Origin of the sequence: Pontibacter burrus (assembly GCF_010686685.1) — a bacterium.
Lineage (GTDB): Bacteria > Bacteroidota > Bacteroidia > Cytophagales > Hymenobacteraceae > Pontibacter > Pontibacter burrus.
Genome location: NZ_JAAGWD010000003.1, coordinates 200,472 through 219,712 on the forward strand (window position 1 = coordinate 200,472; position 19,241 = coordinate 219,712).

20 protein-coding genes are annotated in these 19,241 nt (G+C 46.3%); 10 read left to right on the forward strand and 10 right to left on the reverse strand.

Annotated features, from left to right (window positions below):
- Positions 1-15: 15 nt before the first annotated feature.
- Positions 16-1,038, reverse strand: coding sequence for a rod shape-determining protein (locus GXP69_RS08255; protein WP_163914286.1), 1,023 nt, complete (start codon positions 1,036-1,038; stop codon positions 16-18).
- Positions 1,039-1,578: 540 nt separating this feature from the next.
- A complete protein-coding gene (locus tag GXP69_RS08260) occupies positions 1,579-1,905 on the reverse strand; it encodes a 4a-hydroxytetrahydrobiopterin dehydratase (RefSeq protein WP_163914287.1) in 327 nt (108 codons plus the stop codon).
- 196 nt (positions 1,906-2,101) lie between these two features.
- Here GXP69_RS08260 and GXP69_RS08265 point away from each other — a divergent pair, with 196 nt between their 5' ends.
- The 5 genes from GXP69_RS08265 to GXP69_RS08285 all read left to right on the forward strand — a co-directional run bounded on the left by GXP69_RS08265 (position 2,102) and on the right by GXP69_RS08285 (position 6,647).
- Entirely contained in the window at positions 2,102-2,779 is a 678-nt protein-coding gene (locus GXP69_RS08265; protein WP_163914288.1) for a response regulator transcription factor, read from the forward strand.
- Complete coding sequence (locus tag GXP69_RS08270; protein ID WP_163914289.1) at positions 2,776-4,065, forward strand: sensor histidine kinase; 1,290 nt, start codon at positions 2,776-2,778, stop codon at positions 4,063-4,065. The genes GXP69_RS08265 and GXP69_RS08270 overlap by 4 nt, the downstream gene beginning before the upstream one ends.
- Positions 4,066-4,162: 97 nt before the next feature.
- Positions 4,163-4,624 carry a PepSY-like domain-containing protein gene (locus tag GXP69_RS08275; RefSeq protein WP_163914291.1) on the forward strand — a complete coding sequence of 154 codons (462 nt, stop codon included), beginning with the start codon at positions 4,163-4,165 and terminating at the stop codon, positions 4,622-4,624.
- A gap of 89 nt (positions 4,625-4,713) precedes the next feature.
- Positions 4,714-5,592 carry an SdiA-regulated domain-containing protein gene (locus GXP69_RS08280; protein WP_163914292.1) on the forward strand — a complete coding sequence of 293 codons (879 nt, stop codon included), beginning with the start codon at positions 4,714-4,716 and terminating at the stop codon, positions 5,590-5,592.
- Positions 5,593-5,618: 26 nt separating this feature from the next.
- Complete coding sequence (locus GXP69_RS08285; protein ID WP_163914294.1) at positions 5,619-6,647, forward strand: alkaline phosphatase D family protein; 1,029 nt, start codon at positions 5,619-5,621, stop codon at positions 6,645-6,647.
- A gap of 10 nt (positions 6,648-6,657) precedes the next feature.
- On the opposite strand, the gene GXP69_RS08290 is transcribed toward GXP69_RS08285, so the two are convergent.
- The 4 genes from GXP69_RS08290 to GXP69_RS08305 all read right to left on the reverse strand — a co-directional run bounded on the left by GXP69_RS08290 (position 6,658) and on the right by GXP69_RS08305 (position 9,916).
- On the reverse strand, positions 6,658-7,002 hold the full coding sequence (locus GXP69_RS08290) for a plastocyanin/azurin family copper-binding protein (protein WP_163914296.1): 345 nt from the start codon (positions 7,000-7,002) through the stop codon (positions 6,658-6,660).
- On the reverse strand, positions 6,999-7,547 hold the full coding sequence (locus GXP69_RS08295) for a DUF4142 domain-containing protein (RefSeq protein ID WP_163914298.1): 549 nt from the start codon (positions 7,545-7,547) through the stop codon (positions 6,999-7,001). Before GXP69_RS08295 ends, GXP69_RS08290 begins: the two co-directional genes overlap by 4 nt.
- Before the next feature lie 87 nt (positions 7,548-7,634).
- On the reverse strand, positions 7,635-8,105 hold the full coding sequence (locus GXP69_RS08300; protein WP_163914300.1) for a hypothetical protein: 471 nt from the start codon (positions 8,103-8,105) through the stop codon (positions 7,635-7,637).
- The gene (locus GXP69_RS08305; protein ID WP_163914302.1) at positions 8,102-9,916 is read right to left on the reverse strand and encodes a glycoside hydrolase family 15 protein; all 1,815 of its coding nucleotides are present in this window, start codon (positions 9,914-9,916) and stop codon (positions 8,102-8,104) included. The genes GXP69_RS08300 and GXP69_RS08305 overlap by 4 nt, the downstream gene beginning before the upstream one ends.
- 315 nt (positions 9,917-10,231) lie before the next feature.
- On the opposite strand from GXP69_RS08305, the gene GXP69_RS08310 reads away from it, so the two are divergent.
- The 3 genes from GXP69_RS08310 to GXP69_RS08320 all read left to right on the forward strand — a co-directional run bounded on the left by GXP69_RS08310 (position 10,232) and on the right by GXP69_RS08320 (position 12,053).
- Positions 10,232-10,600, forward strand: a complete 369-nt coding sequence (locus tag GXP69_RS08310; protein ID WP_163914304.1) for a hypothetical protein — start codon at positions 10,232-10,234, stop codon at positions 10,598-10,600.
- 113 nt (positions 10,601-10,713) lie between these two features.
- On the forward strand, positions 10,714-11,226 hold the full coding sequence (locus GXP69_RS08315) for a hypothetical protein (RefSeq protein ID WP_163914306.1): 513 nt from the start codon (positions 10,714-10,716) through the stop codon (positions 11,224-11,226).
- 419 nt (positions 11,227-11,645) lie between these two features.
- Positions 11,646-12,053: a hypothetical protein gene (locus GXP69_RS08320; protein ID WP_163914308.1), complete on the forward strand. Its 408-nt coding sequence runs from the start codon at positions 11,646-11,648 to the stop codon at positions 12,051-12,053.
- Positions 12,054-12,100: 47 nt separating this feature from the next.
- On the opposite strand, the gene GXP69_RS08325 is transcribed toward GXP69_RS08320, so the two are convergent.
- Both GXP69_RS08325 and GXP69_RS18945 read right to left on the reverse strand, forming a co-directional pair.
- Positions 12,101-12,940 (reverse strand): hypothetical protein, encoded by an 840-nt coding sequence (locus tag GXP69_RS08325; RefSeq protein WP_204281960.1) that lies wholly within the window; start codon positions 12,938-12,940, stop codon positions 12,101-12,103.
- A 172-nt stretch (positions 12,941-13,112) separates the two neighbouring features.
- Entirely contained in the window at positions 13,113-13,946 is an 834-nt protein-coding gene (locus GXP69_RS18945) for a hypothetical protein (RefSeq protein WP_204281961.1), read from the reverse strand.
- 447 nt (positions 13,947-14,393) lie between these two features.
- Here GXP69_RS18945 and GXP69_RS08335 point away from each other — a divergent pair, with 447 nt between their 5' ends.
- The gene (locus GXP69_RS08335; RefSeq protein WP_163914310.1) at positions 14,394-15,344 is read left to right on the forward strand and encodes an aldo/keto reductase; all 951 of its coding nucleotides are present in this window, start codon (positions 14,394-14,396) and stop codon (positions 15,342-15,344) included.
- 309 nt (positions 15,345-15,653) lie between these two features.
- Positions 15,654-16,451 carry a DUF7149 domain-containing protein gene (locus GXP69_RS08340; protein WP_163914312.1) on the forward strand — a complete coding sequence of 266 codons (798 nt, stop codon included), beginning with the start codon at positions 15,654-15,656 and terminating at the stop codon, positions 16,449-16,451.
- 91 nt (positions 16,452-16,542) lie between these two features.
- On the opposite strand, the gene GXP69_RS08345 is transcribed toward GXP69_RS08340, so the two are convergent.
- The gene (locus GXP69_RS08345) at positions 16,543-17,421 is read right to left on the reverse strand and encodes a universal stress protein (RefSeq protein ID WP_163914314.1); all 879 of its coding nucleotides are present in this window, start codon (positions 17,419-17,421) and stop codon (positions 16,543-16,545) included.
- On the reverse strand, positions 17,418-19,082 hold the full coding sequence (locus GXP69_RS08350) for a BCCT family transporter (protein WP_163914316.1): 1,665 nt from the start codon (positions 19,080-19,082) through the stop codon (positions 17,418-17,420). Before GXP69_RS08350 ends, GXP69_RS08345 begins: the two co-directional genes overlap by 4 nt.
- Positions 19,083-19,241 lie beyond the last annotated feature (159 nt).

Genomic DNA, 19,241 nt, shown 5'->3' on the forward strand with positions numbered 1-19,241 from the left:
GTCCTGCAACTATAGTTATCGCATCAGGAATCTGAAGTTATCGAGGTTGCGCAATGCTGTAGCGGTACCCTGCACCACCGAATGAAGCGGCGTTTCTACAACGTGTATCGGCAACCTGGTGCGTTTGGCCAGGCGACGGTCCAGGCCACGTAGCAAGGCGCCACCACCGGTTAAGTAAATACCCGACTGGTGAATATCCGAAGACAGTTCCGGTGGTGTAAGTTCCAGGGTCATCAGGATCGCATCCTCAATTTTGGTCAGCGATTTATCCAGGCAGGCGGCAATGTCCTTGTAGTTCACTTTTACCTGTTTAGGCAGCCCGTTCATCAGGTTGCGGCCTTTCACTGCATAGTCTTCCGGCGGATCGGCCAGTTCATCTATCGCTGCGCCAACTTCCAATTTAATTTTTTCTGCAGTACGCGCACCAATCAGCATGCTGTGCTCTTTACGGATGTACTGTATAATATCCTCATCAAAGTTATTACCTGCCACACGTACCGACTGCGAACAAACGATACCGCTCAGAGCGATAACCGCAATTTCAGTCGTGCCACCACCAATATCAATGATCATGTGCCCGGTTGGTTCCTGTACGTCCAGGCCAATGCCAATGGCTGCTGCAACAGGCTCATGTATCAGGTACACTTCTTTTGCACCGGCAATTACTGTAGAGTCACGTATGGCTCTTTTCTCTACTTCGGTTATGCCGGCAGGCACGCAAACTACCATCCGGTATGAAGGTGACAGACTGAACCGGCCCTTTTTGGCTAGTTTCAGCATGCTTTTGATCATGTGCTCTGCCGCATGGAAATCAGCGATCACGCCATTTTTCAGTGGCTTCACGATCCGGATATTCTCATGCTCTCTGCCGGACATACGCTCGGCTTCACGACCAATAGCTACTACTTCGCCGGTGGTATAGTTAAAAGCAATGATAGATGGCTCATCCACAATTACATTGTTTTCCTGCATCACCAGAAAATTGGCCGTCCCGATGTCTATCGCAATGTCTTGTGTAAGTAATTTTAAAAAACTCATGTGTTAGCGTATACTTTGGTGCTCCTGCCACAGCCGGGAGCCCTGTGTTTTTATTCCTGATGGTTTTGTAGTGGCTGCCTGTAATGCGGCAGGTGTTGGTGTTCTACCTGTAAAAGTTCAGTATGCAGCAGAATCTATAGTATGACAACATCTGCCGTGGCCGGAGTTCCGGCCCGCTGCTGAAAATCTTTAGGCGATGATAAAAAGTTAAGGCAGTAACCAATCAGCTCATCACTTAACGATACGTGATGAGAGGCTGCTACAAAACCTGTAAGCGGCTTTAGTGAAAAGAAAAATATGGAGTTGCGTGGTATCAAAAACAACCTTCGGGTTTACTTTTCAAAGTACGCGATTGCGGGGCTAAATTGCAACTTTAAGTGCCTGAACCAGGCTATAGTTGCCATGTTTTTAGTGAACGGCTCGCAACTATAAAATCCGGACTGGTACATAGTGAAAAAGCTATGCAACTGCTGCCGGCCGTCTAAGCCGAGGTTCCGGTGTTTGTGCCGGTGCGTATGGTATAGTTACCAGATGGCTTTGTTAGCTGAGGTCATTTATTTTTGCGGCAACTATAAAGTCGTTTTCAGATAAACCGTTGATAGCATGGGTATAAAGCGTAACGATTACTTTGCCCCACGAAATGTACAGGTCCGGGTGATGACCTTCTTCTTCAGCAATTTCAGCTACGCGGTTTGCAAAATCCATGGCAGCGCTAAAGTCCGGGAAAGTAAATTCGCGCCGGATCATTTTGCCGTCAACCACATCCCACTTGGTTTTTAACTGGCTTGTATAGTTTTCGATGTTAGCTCCTTCTATAGCCGGTATGCCGCCCTCGCAGGGCACACATTTTTTTTCTGCTAGCTCCATTTGTTAAAAATAAAGTCTGTTTTTGATGCCTGAGAAAGCCCCAGAGTATTAGGTACGTATAAGTTTCCGGTTTAATGTAAATTAGCCGGTTTATGAACTCAAAATTCTGTTAAATGCAAACTGCTGCGCTAAACTGCGTAAGCCTGACTACTGTATTCCAGAATGCTTACAGATTCAAACTATAGTTTTATGCTACATGAAAATACTGGTTGTAGAAGATGAACCCGGCATGCTGGACAATATGGTCCGGTCGCTTGAAGAAGAAAAATATGTAGTGGAAACTGCGGCAACGTATGAGGCCGCCACCGAAAAGATACACCTTTACAAGTACGACTGTATTTTGCTGGATATCGGGTTGCCGGACGGGAATGGCCTTACTTTGCTGGAAGAACTTAAAAAGCAGGATGCAACGCTGGGCGTAATTATAGTTTCGGCCAAAAACGCGGTAGACGATAAAGTGGCCGGCCTGAACCTGGGTGCTGATGATTATTTGCCCAAGCCTTTCCATATGGCAGAGCTGCATGCGCGGGTTAAATCGGTGCTTCGCCGCCGCAAATTTGAAGGTAACCGCCTGCTGGAGCTCAATAACCTGACCGTAGATCCCGACGAGCGCACCGTTTGCGTTAATGACGTGCAGCTGGCACTTAACCGGAAGGAATACGACATTCTGCTGTATTTTCTATCAAACCGGAACCGGCTGGTGAGCAAAACAGCCCTGGGAGAGCACGTTTGGGGCGACCAGATAGACGAAGCAGATAGCTTTGATTTCATTTACTCCCAGATCAAGAACCTGCGCAAAAAACTGAAAGAGCATGGTGCCCAACTCGAGATACAGGCCATTTATGGCATCGGGTACAAGGTACAGGCCACATGAAACTTCTGAATCACACTATTTCGTACCTGGCGGGCATCCTGTTCATACTGATCACAGGTTGGGCGGTATTGCTGTACTATAACCTGCTCGACGAGATTTACGACAGCCTGGATGACGGCCTCGCCAACTATAAACTGCTCATCATGCAACGGGCAGAACAGGATAGCACCATTCTGCAGCGCCATAATTTCGGGGAATTTAATTACGCCATTAAGCCTATTTCCGGGCCGCAAGTGTATACCTATACCGATGTATACGCCGATACGTTGATGTTTATGGAAAACGAGCAGGAGTTTGAGCCCGTGCGTATGCTTAAAACAGTATTCCGGAACGGCGATAACTTTTATGAGCTGCGCGTGATCAACACCATGGTAGAGACCGATGACCTGATCGCGGACCTACTGGTTTCTATAATTTGGTTATACCTGGGTTTGCTGGCAAGTATACTGGTGCTCAATAATTTCCTGCTCCGCAAAACCTGGCAGCCATTTTACAGGCTCATTCAGCAGCTTAAAATGTTCCGGCTCGAAAAACAGGAGCCCATCCGCTACGGAAAAACCAATGTGCAGGAATTCAGGGATCTGAACGAAGCGGTCGAAAAGCTGATCCGCAACAGCACCAATACCTACCTGAGTCAGAAACAGTTTATCGAGAACGCATCGCATGAACTGCAAACACCACTGGCTATCAGCCTGAACAAACTGGAGTTGCTGGTAGAGGAAAATAACCTGAACGAAGAGCAGCTGCGTTTGCTGTCCGGGGCGATCGGGAACCTGGAACGTATGGCCCGGCTGAATAAATCGTTGCTGCTGCTTTCTAAAATTGAGAACAGGCAGTTTATAACGGAAGAAGAGGTGGACATAAACCAGCTTCTGAAAACGCTGCTCGAAGATTTTGAAGAACAGGCTGCTTTTAAAGATGTGAGCGTAACCCTGAAAGAAGATGGTGAGTGTCGCGCACAGATGAACCCCGACCTGGCAACTGTACTTGTAACCAACCTGCTGAAAAATGCTATCGTGCATAACTACCAGGGCGGAGCAGTGCAGGTAACAGTGCAACCAGGAAAAGTTATAGTTGCCAATACCTCTAAAGAAGAAGCACTGGACGAAAAACTGCTGTTTTCCAGGTTTCAGCAGGGCAGTCAGGTAGATGGCGGCTCAGGTCTGGGCTTGCCTATAGTTAAGGCCATCGCAGATCTTTACAACTATGCGGTTGAATATAACTATACCGGTATGCAGCAGTTTAGTATTGTGTTTAGGGCGCCTGCTAAAAAAGGGGAATATTAATTATTTTATTGATTTTCTGTTATATTCCCAATTGTTTCCAGATTCGGGCTATAGTTTAGTGGTGAAATTAATTGTAGTACAAAAAACTGATTACACTATGAAGTTAATGACCATGTCTTTTCTTGCAGCCTCGTTCTTTTCGCTATCGACGCTGCCTTTCATCGATCAAGACCAGGATATTCCGCAAAGCGAAGTGCCATCTGTAGTACTGAATGCTTTGAGCAGTGCTTACCCGAATGCTGCCAGTGTGGAATGGGAAAAAGTGAAAGATATTTATGAAGCTGAATTCGATATCGACACAAAAGAATATACCGTGCAGCTGAGCGCAACCGGAACGATACTGCAAACCAAGCAGGACCTGGGCGACACTGAACTGCCGGAAGCTGTAAAATCTGCTATTGCAGCCAACTATAAGAACTATAAACTGGACGATGCAGACCTGCTGGAAAAAGATGGCAGACAATATTACCAGGTAGAGCTGGACGGCCGCCTGAAAGATAAAAAACTGGTGCTGGATGCAGCCGGCAAAGAGCAAAATAACGTTTCTTACTGGGATTAATAAAACATTGTATTAAGCCACATATAGTTAGTTTGTACCGGGCCCGGGCCTGGTGCAAATTATCTTATAACCCTAATCCTGAAACAACTATGAAAACAACAACATTAAAAGCACTCTCTCTTACAATTTTACTCGCCTCCGGATTAACCGCCTGTGAGGCTTACTCGTCTGAAAAAGCCAGTGCCGCTACTACAGAAACCGGTACAGATGTTTTGGCAAAAGCCGCCGCCCAATGGCAGCTGCCGGCCGAATTGCGCGAAGTATCCGGTATTGCCTTGCTGGATGACAACCTGATGGCCTGTGTGCAGGATGAAGAAGGTGCTATATTCCTGTATGACCTGCAGCAGCAAGCTATAAAAGAGAAAATTCCGTTTGCAGGCCCTGGCGACTATGAAGGCATTGTGGTTGATGGTAGTACTGCCTATATTCTGCGCAGCGATGGTGCTATTTTTGAAGTAAATGACTTCAGGAGCGGTAATCCTGTTGCTACCGAATATGCCTCTGCGCTTGCCGCTACCCAAAACACCGAAGGCCTTGCGTTAGATAAAGCCAACAACCGCCTGCTGATTGCCTGTAAAGGATATGATGAACAACTGGGCGATGTAAAAGGCATTTATGCATTTGCGCTGGATAGCAAAACCATGCAGACCTCTCCGGTTATTAAAGTGCCGCTTGCCCAGGAACAGTTACAAAATGTTAAAAGCAAAAACAGCAAGTACGATGTGTTGCAGCCTTCGTCTTTGGAAGTGCACCCGCAAACCGGTGAGCTGTACATGCTGGATGCCGTGAACAACAGGCTTTATACCTTAAATGAACAGGGAGAACTCCTGAAAATGGTTGAGCTGGATAAGAAGCTTTTCAGGCAGGCAGAGGGCATTACCTTTGGCAGCAACGGAGAAATGTACATCGCCAGCGAGGGCAGTAAAAAGGGTAGGGGCGTTATCATAAAATACTCTAAAGGCTTGTAGTTTATCCTGTCAGCACTGCTTAAACTATGGGTTTTTACAGATTTTTATTTTGCTGCATATTGTGCCTGGGCTGTACAACTATAGCCTGGCCACAACACGCAACAAATACTATAACAATTGCTTTCGGATCCTGCAACGACCAGTTTAAAGCACAGCCACTCTGGGATGATGTTATAGCTGCAAAGCCGGACCTGTGGGTTTGGCTGGGCGATAATATTTACGCCGATACCGACGACATGCAGCAGATGCAACGCTACTACCGGCACCAACTACAGCACCCTGGCTACAAACAACTACTGCAAACCTGCCCCGTAACCGGAACCTGGGACGACCACGACTATGCCGGCGATAATGCAGACAAGCATTTTCCGCACAAGAAAGTAAGCCAGCAGCTTTTCCTTGATTTTATGCATGTGCCAGATGATGCGCCTGTACGCAGCCAGGAAGGTATTTACCGAAGCTTTGATCTGGAAAAAGCTGGCCGTAAAGTTAAAATTCTGCTGTTAGACGACGTGTACCATCGTGACCCGCTGAGGGATGTGCTGGGCTTGTACCTGCCAAACAACAAAGGCGATGTGCTGGGCGAAGCGCAATGGCAATGGCTCGAAAGAGAATTAACGAACAGCGATGCCGATATTCACATCATTGCCAGCGGCCTGCAGGTGTTACCAACCAGCAGCAGCTTTACCAATTGGTCCGCTTTTCCGGTTGCACGGCGGCGGTTGCTTAACCTGATTCATCAAACCGATCCGGCTGTGCCGATCATTATTTCCGGCGACCGGCACGTAGGAGAGTTATCTAAAATGGAATTTCCGGATCGCCCGTACCCGCTCTATGAGATTACTTCCAGCGGCATGACGCACTACCGCGAAGCCAAAAGAGCGGGTAACAGGCACCGGATTGGTGAACAGGTAGGAGCACTTAATTTCGGTGTTCTGCAGATAAGCTGGACTAATAACTCCCCAACTATAACCATGCAGGTCAGAGGAGACAATGGCAAGCTATACCTGCAGCAAACTCATCATTATTACAGCGACTCAACCACACAACGGTAGGCAGAATCTTTTACTTAACTATAATCTTCCCCTTCATAACCGGGTGAAAACTGCAGTAATACGAGGCACTTTTTGTTGCCACCACTTTCCAGGACTGCCCGGAAGCCAGGGCGGGTGATTTCCATGACTTGCCGGTGGTTTCAGTCGCATCGTGTCTGAGTACATCTTTATTTACAAAAACTACTGTATCCCCTTTATTAACGGTTAGCTCTGCCGGGTTAAATTTCATCTGCTTTATTTCCACAACATGTGTTTGGGGTTTAGCTATGGGCGCAGTAGTAAAGTTAACCGGCAGGTAAAGGATGATACCGGCCAGGAATACAACTATGGGAAATATCGTTTTTGCAGTCCTCATTTACCACTGAATTGTTTCTGTACCATCTGGGCGTGTTCCAGGTGCGCGTTCAAGGCCGGAACTATACTTTGGAGCAGGGCTTTTAATTCTGCATTTTCCGATTCCGGAATCAGCAAACCTTCCACTGCCGAAATTACAGCTTTATGGTAGGCTACTTCATTGTCAATATATGCTTTGTCAAACGCTCTGCCGGATTTTGTACGCAGTGTTTTCATGGTTTTATCGGCATCGGAAAGTAACTGTTTGCTTACGGCATTGTCTTTTGGCGTAACGCCTAGTTTTGTGACAAGCGCAACAGCCTGGTCTATTACAGCTTTGTGGTCGCTGGCCATAGTTTCGGCAAATTTCAGTACATCGGCGTTTTTAGATTTCTCTTTTGCAAGCTTTGCATAATTAATGTCGATCTGGTTAGCGACTACAGCTACCGACGCCACTTCAGCATCTGATAAGGTGGGTTTTTCCTGCGCAAAAGCAGGCAGATGAAACATGCTGATGCAAAAAACGATACTTGCAGCCCAGCCGGTTAATGATTTGAATGTTTTCATAGTTTCAGTTTTTGAAGTGATTTTAGTAATTAGATGAAGTTATAGTTGATCGGTTACAACTTATTCGCTTTTTATAAAACAAGCCATTTAACTATAGAACATGCCCAGAATGCCACCATACACCAGATGACTCAGCAGCGTAACGAGCGGGGTTCCGGTTCCATAGTTTAGTGCCATAAATCCGGCCGGCTGAAGTTGCCGCGTAGGAGTAGGCCCCTGGTAAGGGCGTGCCATCCGGGGGTGAATAAAATTGAGCACCTGCAGCCCGACGGTTAAAACCGCCGCACCGTGCACCAGACCTATAATTGCTCCAAACCACCAGGTTGCCAGCCCTGTGTTCTCAAAAGTGACCCCATAGATCAGGGCGAAAAGCCAGCCCATCACCAGGTGAGCCATAAAACCAATCCAGGGGGCATTATTCCGGTTAGATGTAAAAACGGTGCCAAGCATAAAAGGCAGGTCGATGCGTGTGAGGCCCAGTGGCCTGGAAGCCGCCATCAGCGTGGTAAGCACCAGCGTAGCGGCAAAGCCCCACAATATCAGATCGGAGATGTTCATGCGTTTACAGTGGTTTGCTTGTAGACTTCATTTATAGCCAGTGCCGCACTGATGAGCCCGATGTGCGAGAAGCCCTGTGGGTAATTGCCCAGCAGCTCATGTGTGTGCGGATTTATCTCTTCAGACAATAGGCCGTTATAGCTGGCGTGCTGCAGGGTGGTTTCAAAAATATGCATAGCTTTTTCCAGTTCTCCAGCCCGGGCCAGGTTTTCGGCCAGCCAGAAATTACAGATCACAAAAGCGCCTTCATCCCCAGTAAGCCCGTCTGTTATGCTGCGGTAGCGGTAAAGCAGGTCGTTTTCGGATAAGCGTTCTATAATCAGGCGGGTTGTGCCAAGCATGCGCGGCGATGCAGCGTTGCAGTAACCGGACAGTGAAAGCGTAAGCAGGCTGGCATCTACCATGTCACCGCTTAGTTCGTGGGTGTATGAGTCGATGGTAGTGTTGTACCCCTGCTGTTCTATAGTTGCCTGTATGGCAGCTCTTACCTGCCTGTACTTTTCCAATGACACATCTTTCCAGCTATAGTTTTCTGCCAGTTTTATGAGCCGGTCCAGCCCGACCCAGGCCATTACCAAAGAGTGCGTATGCCGAACTATAGACGAGCGTATTTCCCAGATGCCGTTGTCGGGCTGGTGCCATAGTTTGCAGATAATGTTGCCGAGTCCCAGCGCAAATTTTTGGGTGGCTCTGTCCGGAGCCTCAAAAGGAGCATAGACATAAATAGCATCCAGTACTTCGCCGTACACATCCAGCTGAAACTGCTTGTCTGCGCCATTTCCTATCCGTACAGGTTTCGAATTTCGGTAGCCACGCAGCCAGTCCAGGGTTTTCTCTTTTAGCGTAGCATGGCCAAACACGGAATAAACCACCTGTAGTTTTGGCTGCGTAAGCCGGGTGGCGTGCAGAATCCAGTTCAGGTAAGCATTTGCCTCGTTTCTGAAACCGAGCTTTACCAGTGCCCTCACCGTAAAAGACGCATCTCGGAGCCAGCAGTACCGGTAATCCCAGTTTCGTCCGCCGCCTTCCGATTCTGGAAGCGATGTGGTTGGTGCCGCAACTATAGCCCCGGATGGCGCATGTGAGAGCAGTTTCAGGGTGAGGGCGCTCCGTTTTATCTGTTCCAGGTAAAGCCCGCTATAGTTACAATCCGCAATCCAGTGTTGCCAGAACGTTACCGTTTGCCGCATCCGGTACCAGCCCGTTTGTTTTAGCTCTGGTATTATGGCCGGGCTCTGGCTGGAATATGCTAACGCGAAAAGTACGCGCTTTCCGGCATGTACGGTAAAAGTAGCAGTAACCCTGGTTTCGTTAACCATAAGCTGTTCCGGGGGCAGGGTGGTGTGCAGGCTGTAGATATTTTCCTTCCAGGTGCACTGTATGCCCAGCTGCCTATAGTTCTTAAGTTTTGGAGGCAGCTTGCCATAATAGAGGCGGGGAACATACTCAAGTTGCATGGTAACTGAACCGGAAACCCCTTCCACACAGCGCAGAATTTCATGATCAGGTTGCAGCGCTATGGTTTTCTGCTCTTCTGTTTGCGCGGTAAATGCATCCAGTAATTTTACGGTTCCCTGCTCAGTCTCGAACACGATCTCTGAAACATTTGTGTCGGGCAGGTAGCGTTGCTCTGAACTATAGTTTCCGATAGGTCGGATGGTAAAATGCCCGCCTTTCTCCTCGTCAAGCAAGGCGGCAAACAGTGCGGGAGAATCAAATTCAGGCAGGCAACACCAGTCTATTGAGCCGCTTTTGCATACAAGGGCGGCGGCCCGCGAATTACCGATCAATGTATAATTCCTGAGTATCATATCCGGAAGTAGTCTGTGCTATAGTTGCCAGCAACTATCCTGTTAGATGCAGAGCAGGTTATTAGCGTTACAAATCCGGAACTATAGTTAGCCGCGCACGCTTCTATTGTATGTAGCTTTGTCGGTGCCCGATTTATAGTTCAGTAAAAAATCTGCTATTCCTTGCCTCTCTGTTATGTACTGCTATGGCTTAGATTTTCGGGCTGCCTTATGCTAACGCAGGTTAAATGCATGAACTATAGTTAAGCAGGCCGCAATAACCGGGGCGCTTTACTGCGTTATAATAAATCCGCCAAATTTGGTATCTTTGTTTACATGGCATCTTTCCATAAATATCTTTTTGTTTTACTGGCTACTGTGCTTCCGTTTGTTTGCGCAGTAGATAGATGTGCTATTCCAGTTCCGGTACATGAGAAAACAAGCAGCTTTGAGCCAAACCGGAACAGCTATGCGAAGAACAACCTAACCAAGTTTGTAACCCAGGATGCAGAGGCCGGCCTGAACAGCCTCACACCTTCAACATACGGGCAGTATAGAGAGCGAGCCGACCTTTTTGTCATTAGCTTTTTTACGCTGGAAGTCCGGCTGCAACATGCGGTTTCGCACTACATTTTATTTTCTAAAAATATTGCGCTCAGCTTAACCAGCCGCGATATTATCTTTCCTTTCCAGTATTTCTGGTAAACAATCTTCCTGTTTAAATAAGGGCAAAACATACTGCTCATCCTTTATTATCCTGGTAACCCGGCAACACGACCGGGCTGCCTTGCATTGCTTTATATTTAAATTAAACGAAGATGAAATCACAGGAAATCCTGATTGCTATAGTTGCCCTTTGCCTGGTAACTATCCCTTTTATTATTGTAAGACTACGCAACAAGCGGAAATCGAATCATATCTTAAACAGCCTTTCAGAAATTGACGGGCAGCAATTAAACATCAGCCAGTACGACCACTGGAACCAACGTTTTGCCATTGGCATCGACACTACCCAAAATAAACTGGCCTACCTGAAGCAACAGGAAAACGGGGACAGAAAAGTGGTTGTTGACCTGAACCAGGTGGAGAAAAGCACCTTATCGAGCCTGTATAATGACACGAATAATAACCGGATTTTTGAACACATCGCAATAGAACTGGCTTTTAAAGGCGCGAAAAGCCCCGCACAGATGCTGGAGTTCTATAGTTCAAGAGAGAGTTTTACGCTGGACCTGGAGCTTGTGCTTGCACAAAAATGGGTAGATATTATTAACGCACATGCAGTCGGAAATTTAAAGGGCCAGTCAGTTGCCGAACCGACGAAGGTTTAAATTAACTGCCACTACTACTACAAGGTTATGTATGTATAAAGAACGGGATTATGTCCCGTTTTTTTGTTTTCAGGGTATGCCGAAAAAAATAAAGGCTCCCAGGGTAAGGAGCCTTTACGGTTATCTATAACTAAAGGGTAGAAAAGAGGCTTAGTGTACTTTGCAGAAGGCGTAAGGGTGAAAGTTAGCTGCTGACCTTTCTGCTTTCAGCAGGTTTTTCCATTATGAAATAATACTCTTTATACGTTTAATCTGCAATGCGTTATATCTATATATTAGGTTTTTATAGCATTCTGTAAAGAATATGTTTGGATGCATCAAGTTTCTTTCTTAAAAGGCCAACTATAGCCACCAGCCATAAACTATTTGACTCTTTAAAGTGTCTTTATCTAGTTAGCTTAAAGGTATTTACAACACTTATGATATTATTAGAAAACAGCTTATTTAAACTTCATTATAACCCGGTTACTGATATTCTGGAAGCAACCTACCCTGATTTTTATGATTTCCTTTTCACGGAAATTAAGGACCATATGGATAAAATGGTAGAGATTATCCATAACTATGATATTAAGCGTGTACTGCTTAACCTGACCAGTTCCATTCTATCCGTTAACCACGAGCAGAACCTCGCATTATCTTCCCAGTTACTGCTAGGAATAGAGAAAACAAGAGTTGAAAAGCTGGCACGACTCGAAGCTGAGAATGATGCCGGAGAAACAAGCATGTACTATAGTATAGAACACCTGCTGCGAACTGAGAATCCACCGTTCCAGGTTAAGGTTTTCAGCACCCGGGACGAAGCCCTGAACTGGCTCAAAGATTAAATGCAGGCTGGTGCTGAGGCGCCAGGTTAAAGCATAAAGTGCAGCAGCTATAGTTGGTTGGCTGCTGCCTCTGGTGCCCCATTTATGCGGGCTTTTTTTGTGCCTGTTAAGTTGCGGTACGAGATGGCCAGTACCAAAAGTACCAACAGCGCTACCCCAGGCCAGGCCACCGTTATTATCTGCTGACTTTCAGCTAACCCTGAATCCAGTTGCTTTAGAATAATGCCATAAAGTGCCCATATGCCTACCAGTCCCACAAACGGATTGCTCCGGACGAGCACCACATAGCCTACGATAAGCGTAGCAACAATTACCATAATTACGGCCCAGGTACCATCTGTAAGGCCAAACCCATCCCAGTTAAGCCCCACTAACACAGCACTGATATTGGCCACAGTGGCAATAATGATCCAGCCAAAATATAAGCTAAGAGGAACATACGTCAGCCAGCGCGATGCAGGAGGCCGGGTAGCATCATAAATTTGTAACCGAAGCTGCATAGCAAGTAACGTAGCCAGCTGAATCAGCATCAGTACAACCGAGAGTATCAGCCCCTCATAAACCCAGGCAAGGGTCCAGGCTGCAGTGGCCAGGTTATTAATGATAAAAAGGTAACCCAGTTGCAGCAGGTCTGTGTTAGCCTGGTGATGTGGCGTTGCTTTAAAGGCTTTTACCAGGTGGTAAATACAAAAGACAAGTAAGGCAATATAAATCAGTCCCCAGATCGAAAAAGTGACTCCCGCAGGTGTAAAGAGCGCCGGATACTTAGCAGAAACACTGCCAATGGTCTGGTTATTAAACAACTTTAGTTGCGTGAGCTGAGACAGTGTTAAATGCAACAGAAAGGAGATGGCATTCAGGATGGCAAGCGTTTTAATATTTCTCATAGTTACAAAGTGCAGTGGTTTATAGTACGCAACTATAGTTTAACTGGTAATAACTAAGAACTTGATTTTATGTTGGAAAAACGCAGGGTTTTGTAACTATACACTATTGCATAATAAAAAAGGCCTGTACCCGAAAGCACAAGCCTTTTATTACATCTGTTATACCAATCCATTAATTACCGCCAGTTGGGCGATCAGTTTGGGTACCAGTTCCAGTGCCGGTTTTATTCCGGTTGGTGTTATTGTTTTGGTTATTATTCTGATTATTATTTAGTTGATTATTATTGTTATTGTTCAGGTTGCTGTTCGTGCCCCCTGGGTTCATTTTGTTCATGTCAGTATTGCGGTTCATGTCAGTATTGTTGAACTGCATGCTATTGTACTTATTGCGGTTTTGCTCATACTGGCGATACTGTTGTGGCGTAAGCACCGCTTTTAGTTCACTTTCAGTGGTCTTGTCTATAGTTGCTCTGTCGGTAGTTGTTTTAGGCTGTGTGCCTATACCTGTAACATCTGTATCCCGGGCACTTGTGCTGCTTTTGTTTGTGTTGGTTTTCGTATTATTCCGTGCTGTTTCGGTAGTATTACCAGTCGTTTCGTTTGTACGGCCCCCCATCCGTTGTGTCGCGCTTAAAGATGTGCCTTGTTCCAGTTCGCCTATCTGTCTATTTCGCTCATAGTATATTTTGGTTACTTTGGCAGCGGTTTTGTCATCTAGTTTCAGATCTCGCGCTATCTGGTCTGATATCATCTGGGCGTGTTGCTGATAGGATGCGTCTCTGGTAGCATCATCCATGGTAGTGCCGGTAGTGCCTGTAGTTGTGCTTGCCGAACCAGCCATTTCTGCTGTTTCAGACTTCTTAAATTCACCAGACATGCCGGTGTCTGTTGTTTCTGTTGTGTTAGTGTCAGAAACTTCTGCTGTTGTACCTCTATTTTTATCTGATGAACAGGCTGATAACATAATTGCACTCACAAGCCCGATCGAATACATTACCTTCTTCATAGTTAAACCATTTAAGTTAAACGTATTATTTTGCTGACTAAAATAGTATTAAACTAATTCAGGTCATGCTGTATGTTTACGGCGGTGAACCAGAGTGGTTCACAAAAGAGTACATTATTTAGTGAAGGGGTTTAAACCTAATATGTTGATTTAAACAGATTTTAATATTTTAATACTGTAATTTCTGACCGGTGTATTCAGATTGTGATGCTATTCAGAGGCTTGTGATTAAACATGTGAAATATAAAAATATTTAGGTGTGGGTTGCCTGCGAGGCTTGTTGCCAATACCTGATTTTTAAGTAAATAAGCTGCTGACTATAGTTTATAAGATACAGGAACACTGTAATATTGGCCCATTTAAAACAAAGCCTTTAACCAGCAGGTTAATACATCTGTAATTAAAGTGAACTATTAATATAACTCCAGAAGTAAACCCAATAACAACATGGATAAAAGAAGATTAGGAAATACAGAACTATACACGGCACCCATCGTTTTTGGCGGCAACGTTTTAGGCTGGACCCTGAACGAAAAGGAGTCTTTTGCAATACTGGATGAGTTTGTAGAACTGGGCTTTAATACCATTGATACGGCAAATGCCTATTCGACCTGGGTTCCCGGAAACAGCGGCGGTGAGTCCGAAACGATCATCGGGAAGTGGATGAAGGCGCGCGGACATAAAGACAATATTACCGTGATCACGAAAGTGGGCTCTGATATGGGGCAGGGGCACAAAGATATTTCGGCAAAGCATATTCTGGAAGCAGCTGAAGATTCGCTGAGAAGGCTGCAGACAGAGCAGATAGACCTGTACCTAACCCATTGGGATGATGACGTGACACCTATTGAAGAAACCCTGGGCGCTTATCAAAAGCTGATTGATGCGGGTAAGGTGCGCTACATTGGGGCTTCCAACTTATCGCCCGAGCGTTTGCAGGCGTCGCTGGATGCCAGCCGCCAGAAGGGCCTGCCGCGCTACGAAGTGTTTCAGCCGGAATACAACCTGTATGCCCGCAAAGGATTTGAGCAGGGAGTAGGACCGATCTGTAAAACTGAAGGGCTTGGCGTGATTACATACTACTCTTTGGCAAGCGGCTTTTTAAGCGGCAAGTACAGAAGCAAAGCAGACCTGAGCAAAAGTGTACGTGGTGGCGGGGTAGAGAAATACCTTGACGAAAGAGGCCTGCGTATTCTGGATGCATTGGATAAGCAGGCTGATAAATACCAGATTTCGCAGGCTGGTGTAGCGCTTGCCTGGCTCGTGAATAATCCGGCCGTAACAGCACCTATTGCCAGCGCTACCAAAAGCAGCCACCTGAAAGCCTTCTCTGAAGCAGTGCAGGTAAAACTTAGCCAGGACGATATGGAACTGCTGACAACAGCTTCGGCTTACTAAAGCAACTATAGCTTCACTTTTCCCGGGTGCAGGATGTAGATTTCGTAAGTAACATTTGTACTGTTATTCTCTTTGGTCTAACTATAGTTTGATTGAGGATGACCAGGTTTTAAGTTGTGACCTGCGAAGTCTACGTCCTGCACTTAGGCAGGGGAAGAGGCCCTGCAATAAGGAAGTCCTGTGACTAAGTCCGGAGACGAAAGATCCGTTTTTAAATCTATCTGCTACTTTTATAGTATAAAGTTTTAGGCCAGCACAAATGCTGTTTTGTGCTTTAGCCTGAGTCACTATAGAACTAAACTGCCTGCCATGCCGTCCATCATCCTACACCCTAAACTGGCGCCCTTCGAGGCAAACCTTACAGGCAAGATACCGCATGCCATGGAGGCAGACTTTAAACGCGCATTCCAAACCTTGCTGAGCCACATGACTACGAACTATAGTTTAGAGCATGTGAAGAACAAGTTGCACAGCTTTCTCGAGTGTGTTTATTATGATAAGTATTCTATAGATGGTCGAGATGGTAATTGCCTGACAATTCAGGCCGGAAAGGATGCTGAAAGCAATACTGCAGTGCTGTTGAAAGTTGCAGAACCAACAAACTATAGTTTAACTCCTGAACCAAACATCCAAAACTGTAAGGCGCTACACGAGCTTGTTTTGGCGTTTTTAGCGGAGCGGTCTGTCAGTGAAATTCACCTGAAGAAACTGATCATTACCACTGGTCACGAGTGGTGTGTGTTTGATGCTCTTGACTTTGAACGTTTAATTTTAAGCAACAAACAACTATTACTGGATTTTAAAAACCGGAAAACAGGTAGCTTGTCAAAGGAGAGTGACAGCTACTTCATTAACACATCCATAGCGCCTTACCTTAAGAGCCTACCTTCAGATGCCCTTCCTTTTATCTACATCAACCTGAAAGATTATTATCAGGCTATTCAGCAAGACAAAACAGCAGCTGATGATATTCTACTGATGGTATTCCACGTACTTTCGCCTGAATTTAATTTTTATAGTTTTACTGAGGAGGACAATTCCGGGGAATACAACAGCCCGGTTTGTTACGAGCACCTTAACGGCATGCGCGAAGGGTTTGAACTATAGTTTCTAAATATTCTATAGTTAAAGCAAACTATAGGTGTCATAAACATACCACCTAACCGGGCATTTGTATTAAGTTAAAAAATCGTAGCGCTTACTTCCTGATTGCTTCCTCAGAGTACACCAGCCACAGCGGTATATTAATATCTGAATTATACACTTCGGTTGAAACACTTCCCAGGCCTAATGCGGGAAACGCATTGTTGCCTCTCAGGCCAAGTATAAGCAGGTCGTGGTGGCCTTTTTCCAACTGCATGCCAATGCGCTCTGCTATAGTTTTGTTAGCCGCACGGACCAGGGTATAAGGTACATCGGCTATTTCCGGATGCCGCTTTCGCAGGTCGGTAAATTTCCCGTTTACTACTTCCACCGCTTTATTTACAGCCTCTTCTTCTGAAATGAGTGGGAAAAATTGCGAGGGCAACCGGTATACATGCATAATTTCCAGCTGCAATCCCAACAAGTCCGATAACGCTTTGCCAAGCCGGAGTGCATATACCGAAGTATCTGAAAAGTCGATAGGCACAAGTACTTTCCGGACGTTGAAGCTGACCGTTTCAGGACATACAAGCACGCTGCAGGGTAGTATGCGAAGAAGTTTGGTTCCTTGTGCGCCGGAGCGTTTACGACCAACTGTTTTACCTAATAACGCCAGCTTGATACGATATCGCCTTACCAGGTCGGCCAGTATTACTTCGGTGTTAGGCTCCTGGCTTACCAGTATTTCGTAATCAGCTGCGTTGCAGAACTGCTCAGACACAATGTCTGCGATGTTGGCTTCTACCTCTTCGCTGAGGTCCAGGTCTCCTAGCATTTCCCTGAAGTCATCTGCCAGCTCATAGAGTTTGATATTATGCACAAAGTACACCTTCCGGACCTGAAGTCGCTCGCAGACGGACCGGGAAAAGGCAATGAGTTTCTCATCGAGGTCGCTCAGGTCGAGGCAAACCATCATGGCATCTATTGTAATCATAGCGTGTCAGTGTTAGGTAATTCAGGATTATCTTGACTGGCTCCGGTTGTTTTGGCACCTTGTTTCTGGGCGCGACGGGCCAGCATTTCGGCTACCAATTGCTGGTAAGCCTTGCGCTGCTGTGCTTTGCCAAGTTTAGCTTCTTCTTCAGCCTCTTCGTGCAGGCCCAGGAATAAACTATAGCACATCAGCAGGAGGATAATGGCAAAAGGTAAACCGGTAATGATAACTGCCGCTTGTAGTGCCTGCAAACCTCCGCCCAGCAACAGCACAGCTGCAATGGCCCCGCCACCAAGTGCCCAGAACAAACGGATCGCAACAGATGGATCACGTTTGCCTCCGGAAGTTAGGCTAACCACCACCAACGAGCCGGAGTCAGCGGAGGTAACGAAGAAGCAGGCCACCAGAATAATTCCAATTACATTAAGAACGATCGAAAATGGCATCTGCTCAAAGAACACAAACAAAGCTGTAGACATATCCGATGCCACGGCGTTCGCAATAGTAGGGTCGCCAGCCAGTGTTGCGCGCAGGGCAGTACTGCCGAAAGCCGTCATCCACAGGAAGCACAACAGGGAAGGAGCGATGAGTACACCCAGTATAAATTCTTTTATCGTTCTTCCTTTGGATACTCTCGCAATAAAGATACCTACAAATGGAGCCCATGAGATCCACCAGGCCCAGTAAAAAACGGTCCAGGAGCCTTGCCAGTTCCGGGTACTATAAGCTTCGTTCCAGAAAGAAAGTTGCAGGAAATTGCCGATGTAAGAGCCGGTGTTCTGCACATAGGAGCCAAGGATAAATACGGTCGGGCCCAGCACCATCACAGCGAGAAGTATAAACAGGGCAATGCGGATGTTCCATTCACTCAAAATACGCACGCCCCTTTCTACGCCGCTTATAACAGAAATAGTCGCAATGCCCGTAATCACAATGATAAGTATGATCTGGGTAGTGATATTATTTACAATGGCAGGAAACACATGGTTCAGACCTGCTGCTACCTGTTGTACTCCCAGGCCCAGCGAGGTTGCTAGCCCAAAAAGCGTTGCGATTACGGCCAGGATGTCGATCACATGCCCGGCAATACCATGAATGCGCTCTCCCAGGAAAGGATAAAAGGCTGATCGTACCGTTAGAGGCAGCTGCTGGTTGTAGGTAAAGTATGCCAGCGCCAGGGCCATCAAGCCATAAATTGCCCATGCATGCAGACCCCAATGCAGAAAAGTGAAGTTCATGGCTTGGCGGGCTGCAGCTGGCGTGCCGGGCTCTCCGAGTGGAGGTGTCTGGAAGTGATTTATGGGCTCAGCGATACTCCAGAACAGCAAGCCAATGCCCATACCTGTACTGAACAACATGGCAAACCAGGCCGGAGTGCTGAACTCAGGCTTAGCGTCCCGGCCTCCCAATCTTATCTTACCATACTTACTGAAGGCCATATAAAGGCAATAAGCCACGAAGATGTTTACACTGAGTATGAACAGCCAACCCATGTTAGCAGTAATAGCGGCCTGGGAACTGCTAAAAAACTCTTCCGCACCCTTCCTGAAAATAAGCACCAGGGAAATACTTACTACCACAATCACGATGGAAGACCAGAACACGGGGCCATTTACATCTAATCCGAGCGATTTTTTTGTAGTACTACCTGTTTTGCTCATACATGCTTTATTTGAAGGTTAGAAGAGTACCTCATGGCTTAGCTGCTAATCATATCTTGTTATAACTACTCTTTTAAGCAAGGGCATGTTTTCAATAAGCATAAATGAATAAATTCAGTTTTACACTAGCAGCCCTCTAATGTTCGAAAACAAGCTTAG

Coding starts and splice junctions, on each gene's coding strand:
- GXP69_RS08310 (WP_163914304.1), top strand. CDS start 10,232: ATGGCATCTTTCCATAAATATCTTTTTGTTTTACTGGCTACTGTGCTT.
- GXP69_RS08325 (WP_204281960.1), bottom strand. CDS start 12,940: ATGAGAAATATTAAAACGCTTGCCATCCTGAATGCCATCTCCTTTCTG.
- GXP69_RS08300 (WP_163914300.1), bottom strand. CDS start 8,105: ATGAACATCTCCGATCTGATATTGTGGGGCTTTGCCGCTACGCTGGTG.
- GXP69_RS08340 (WP_163914312.1), top strand. CDS start 15,654: ATGCCGTCCATCATCCTACACCCTAAACTGGCGCCCTTCGAGGCAAAC.
- GXP69_RS08335 (WP_163914310.1), top strand. CDS start 14,394: ATGGATAAAAGAAGATTAGGAAATACAGAACTATACACGGCACCCATC.
- GXP69_RS08315 (WP_163914306.1), top strand. CDS start 10,714: ATGAAATCACAGGAAATCCTGATTGCTATAGTTGCCCTTTGCCTGGTA.
- GXP69_RS08280 (WP_163914292.1), top strand. CDS start 4,714: ATGAAAACAACAACATTAAAAGCACTCTCTCTTACAATTTTACTCGCC.
- GXP69_RS08260 (WP_163914287.1), bottom strand. CDS start 1,905: ATGGAGCTAGCAGAAAAAAAATGTGTGCCCTGCGAGGGCGGCATACCG.
- GXP69_RS08350 (WP_163914316.1), bottom strand. CDS start 19,082: ATGAGCAAAACAGGTAGTACTACAAAAAAATCGCTCGGATTAGATGTA.
- GXP69_RS08285 (WP_163914294.1), top strand. CDS start 5,619: ATGGGTTTTTACAGATTTTTATTTTGCTGCATATTGTGCCTGGGCTGT.
- GXP69_RS18945 (WP_204281961.1), bottom strand. CDS start 13,946: ATGAAGAAGGTAATGTATTCGATCGGGCTTGTGAGTGCAATTATGTTA.
- GXP69_RS08265 (WP_163914288.1), top strand. CDS start 2,102: ATGAAAATACTGGTTGTAGAAGATGAACCCGGCATGCTGGACAATATG.
- GXP69_RS08295 (WP_163914298.1), bottom strand. CDS start 7,547: ATGAAAACATTCAAATCATTAACCGGCTGGGCTGCAAGTATCGTTTTT.
- GXP69_RS08255 (WP_163914286.1), bottom strand. CDS start 1,038: ATGAGTTTTTTAAAATTACTTACACAAGACATTGCGATAGACATCGGG.
- GXP69_RS08270 (WP_163914289.1), top strand. CDS start 2,776: ATGAAACTTCTGAATCACACTATTTCGTACCTGGCGGGCATCCTGTTC.
- GXP69_RS08320 (WP_163914308.1), top strand. CDS start 11,646: ATGATATTATTAGAAAACAGCTTATTTAAACTTCATTATAACCCGGTT.
- GXP69_RS08290 (WP_163914296.1), bottom strand. CDS start 7,002: ATGAGGACTGCAAAAACGATATTTCCCATAGTTGTATTCCTGGCCGGT.
- GXP69_RS08345 (WP_163914314.1), bottom strand. CDS start 17,421: ATGATTACAATAGATGCCATGATGGTTTGCCTCGACCTGAGCGACCTC.
- GXP69_RS08305 (WP_163914302.1), bottom strand. CDS start 9,916: ATGATACTCAGGAATTATACATTGATCGGTAATTCGCGGGCCGCCGCC.
- GXP69_RS08275 (WP_163914291.1), top strand. CDS start 4,163: ATGAAGTTAATGACCATGTCTTTTCTTGCAGCCTCGTTCTTTTCGCTA.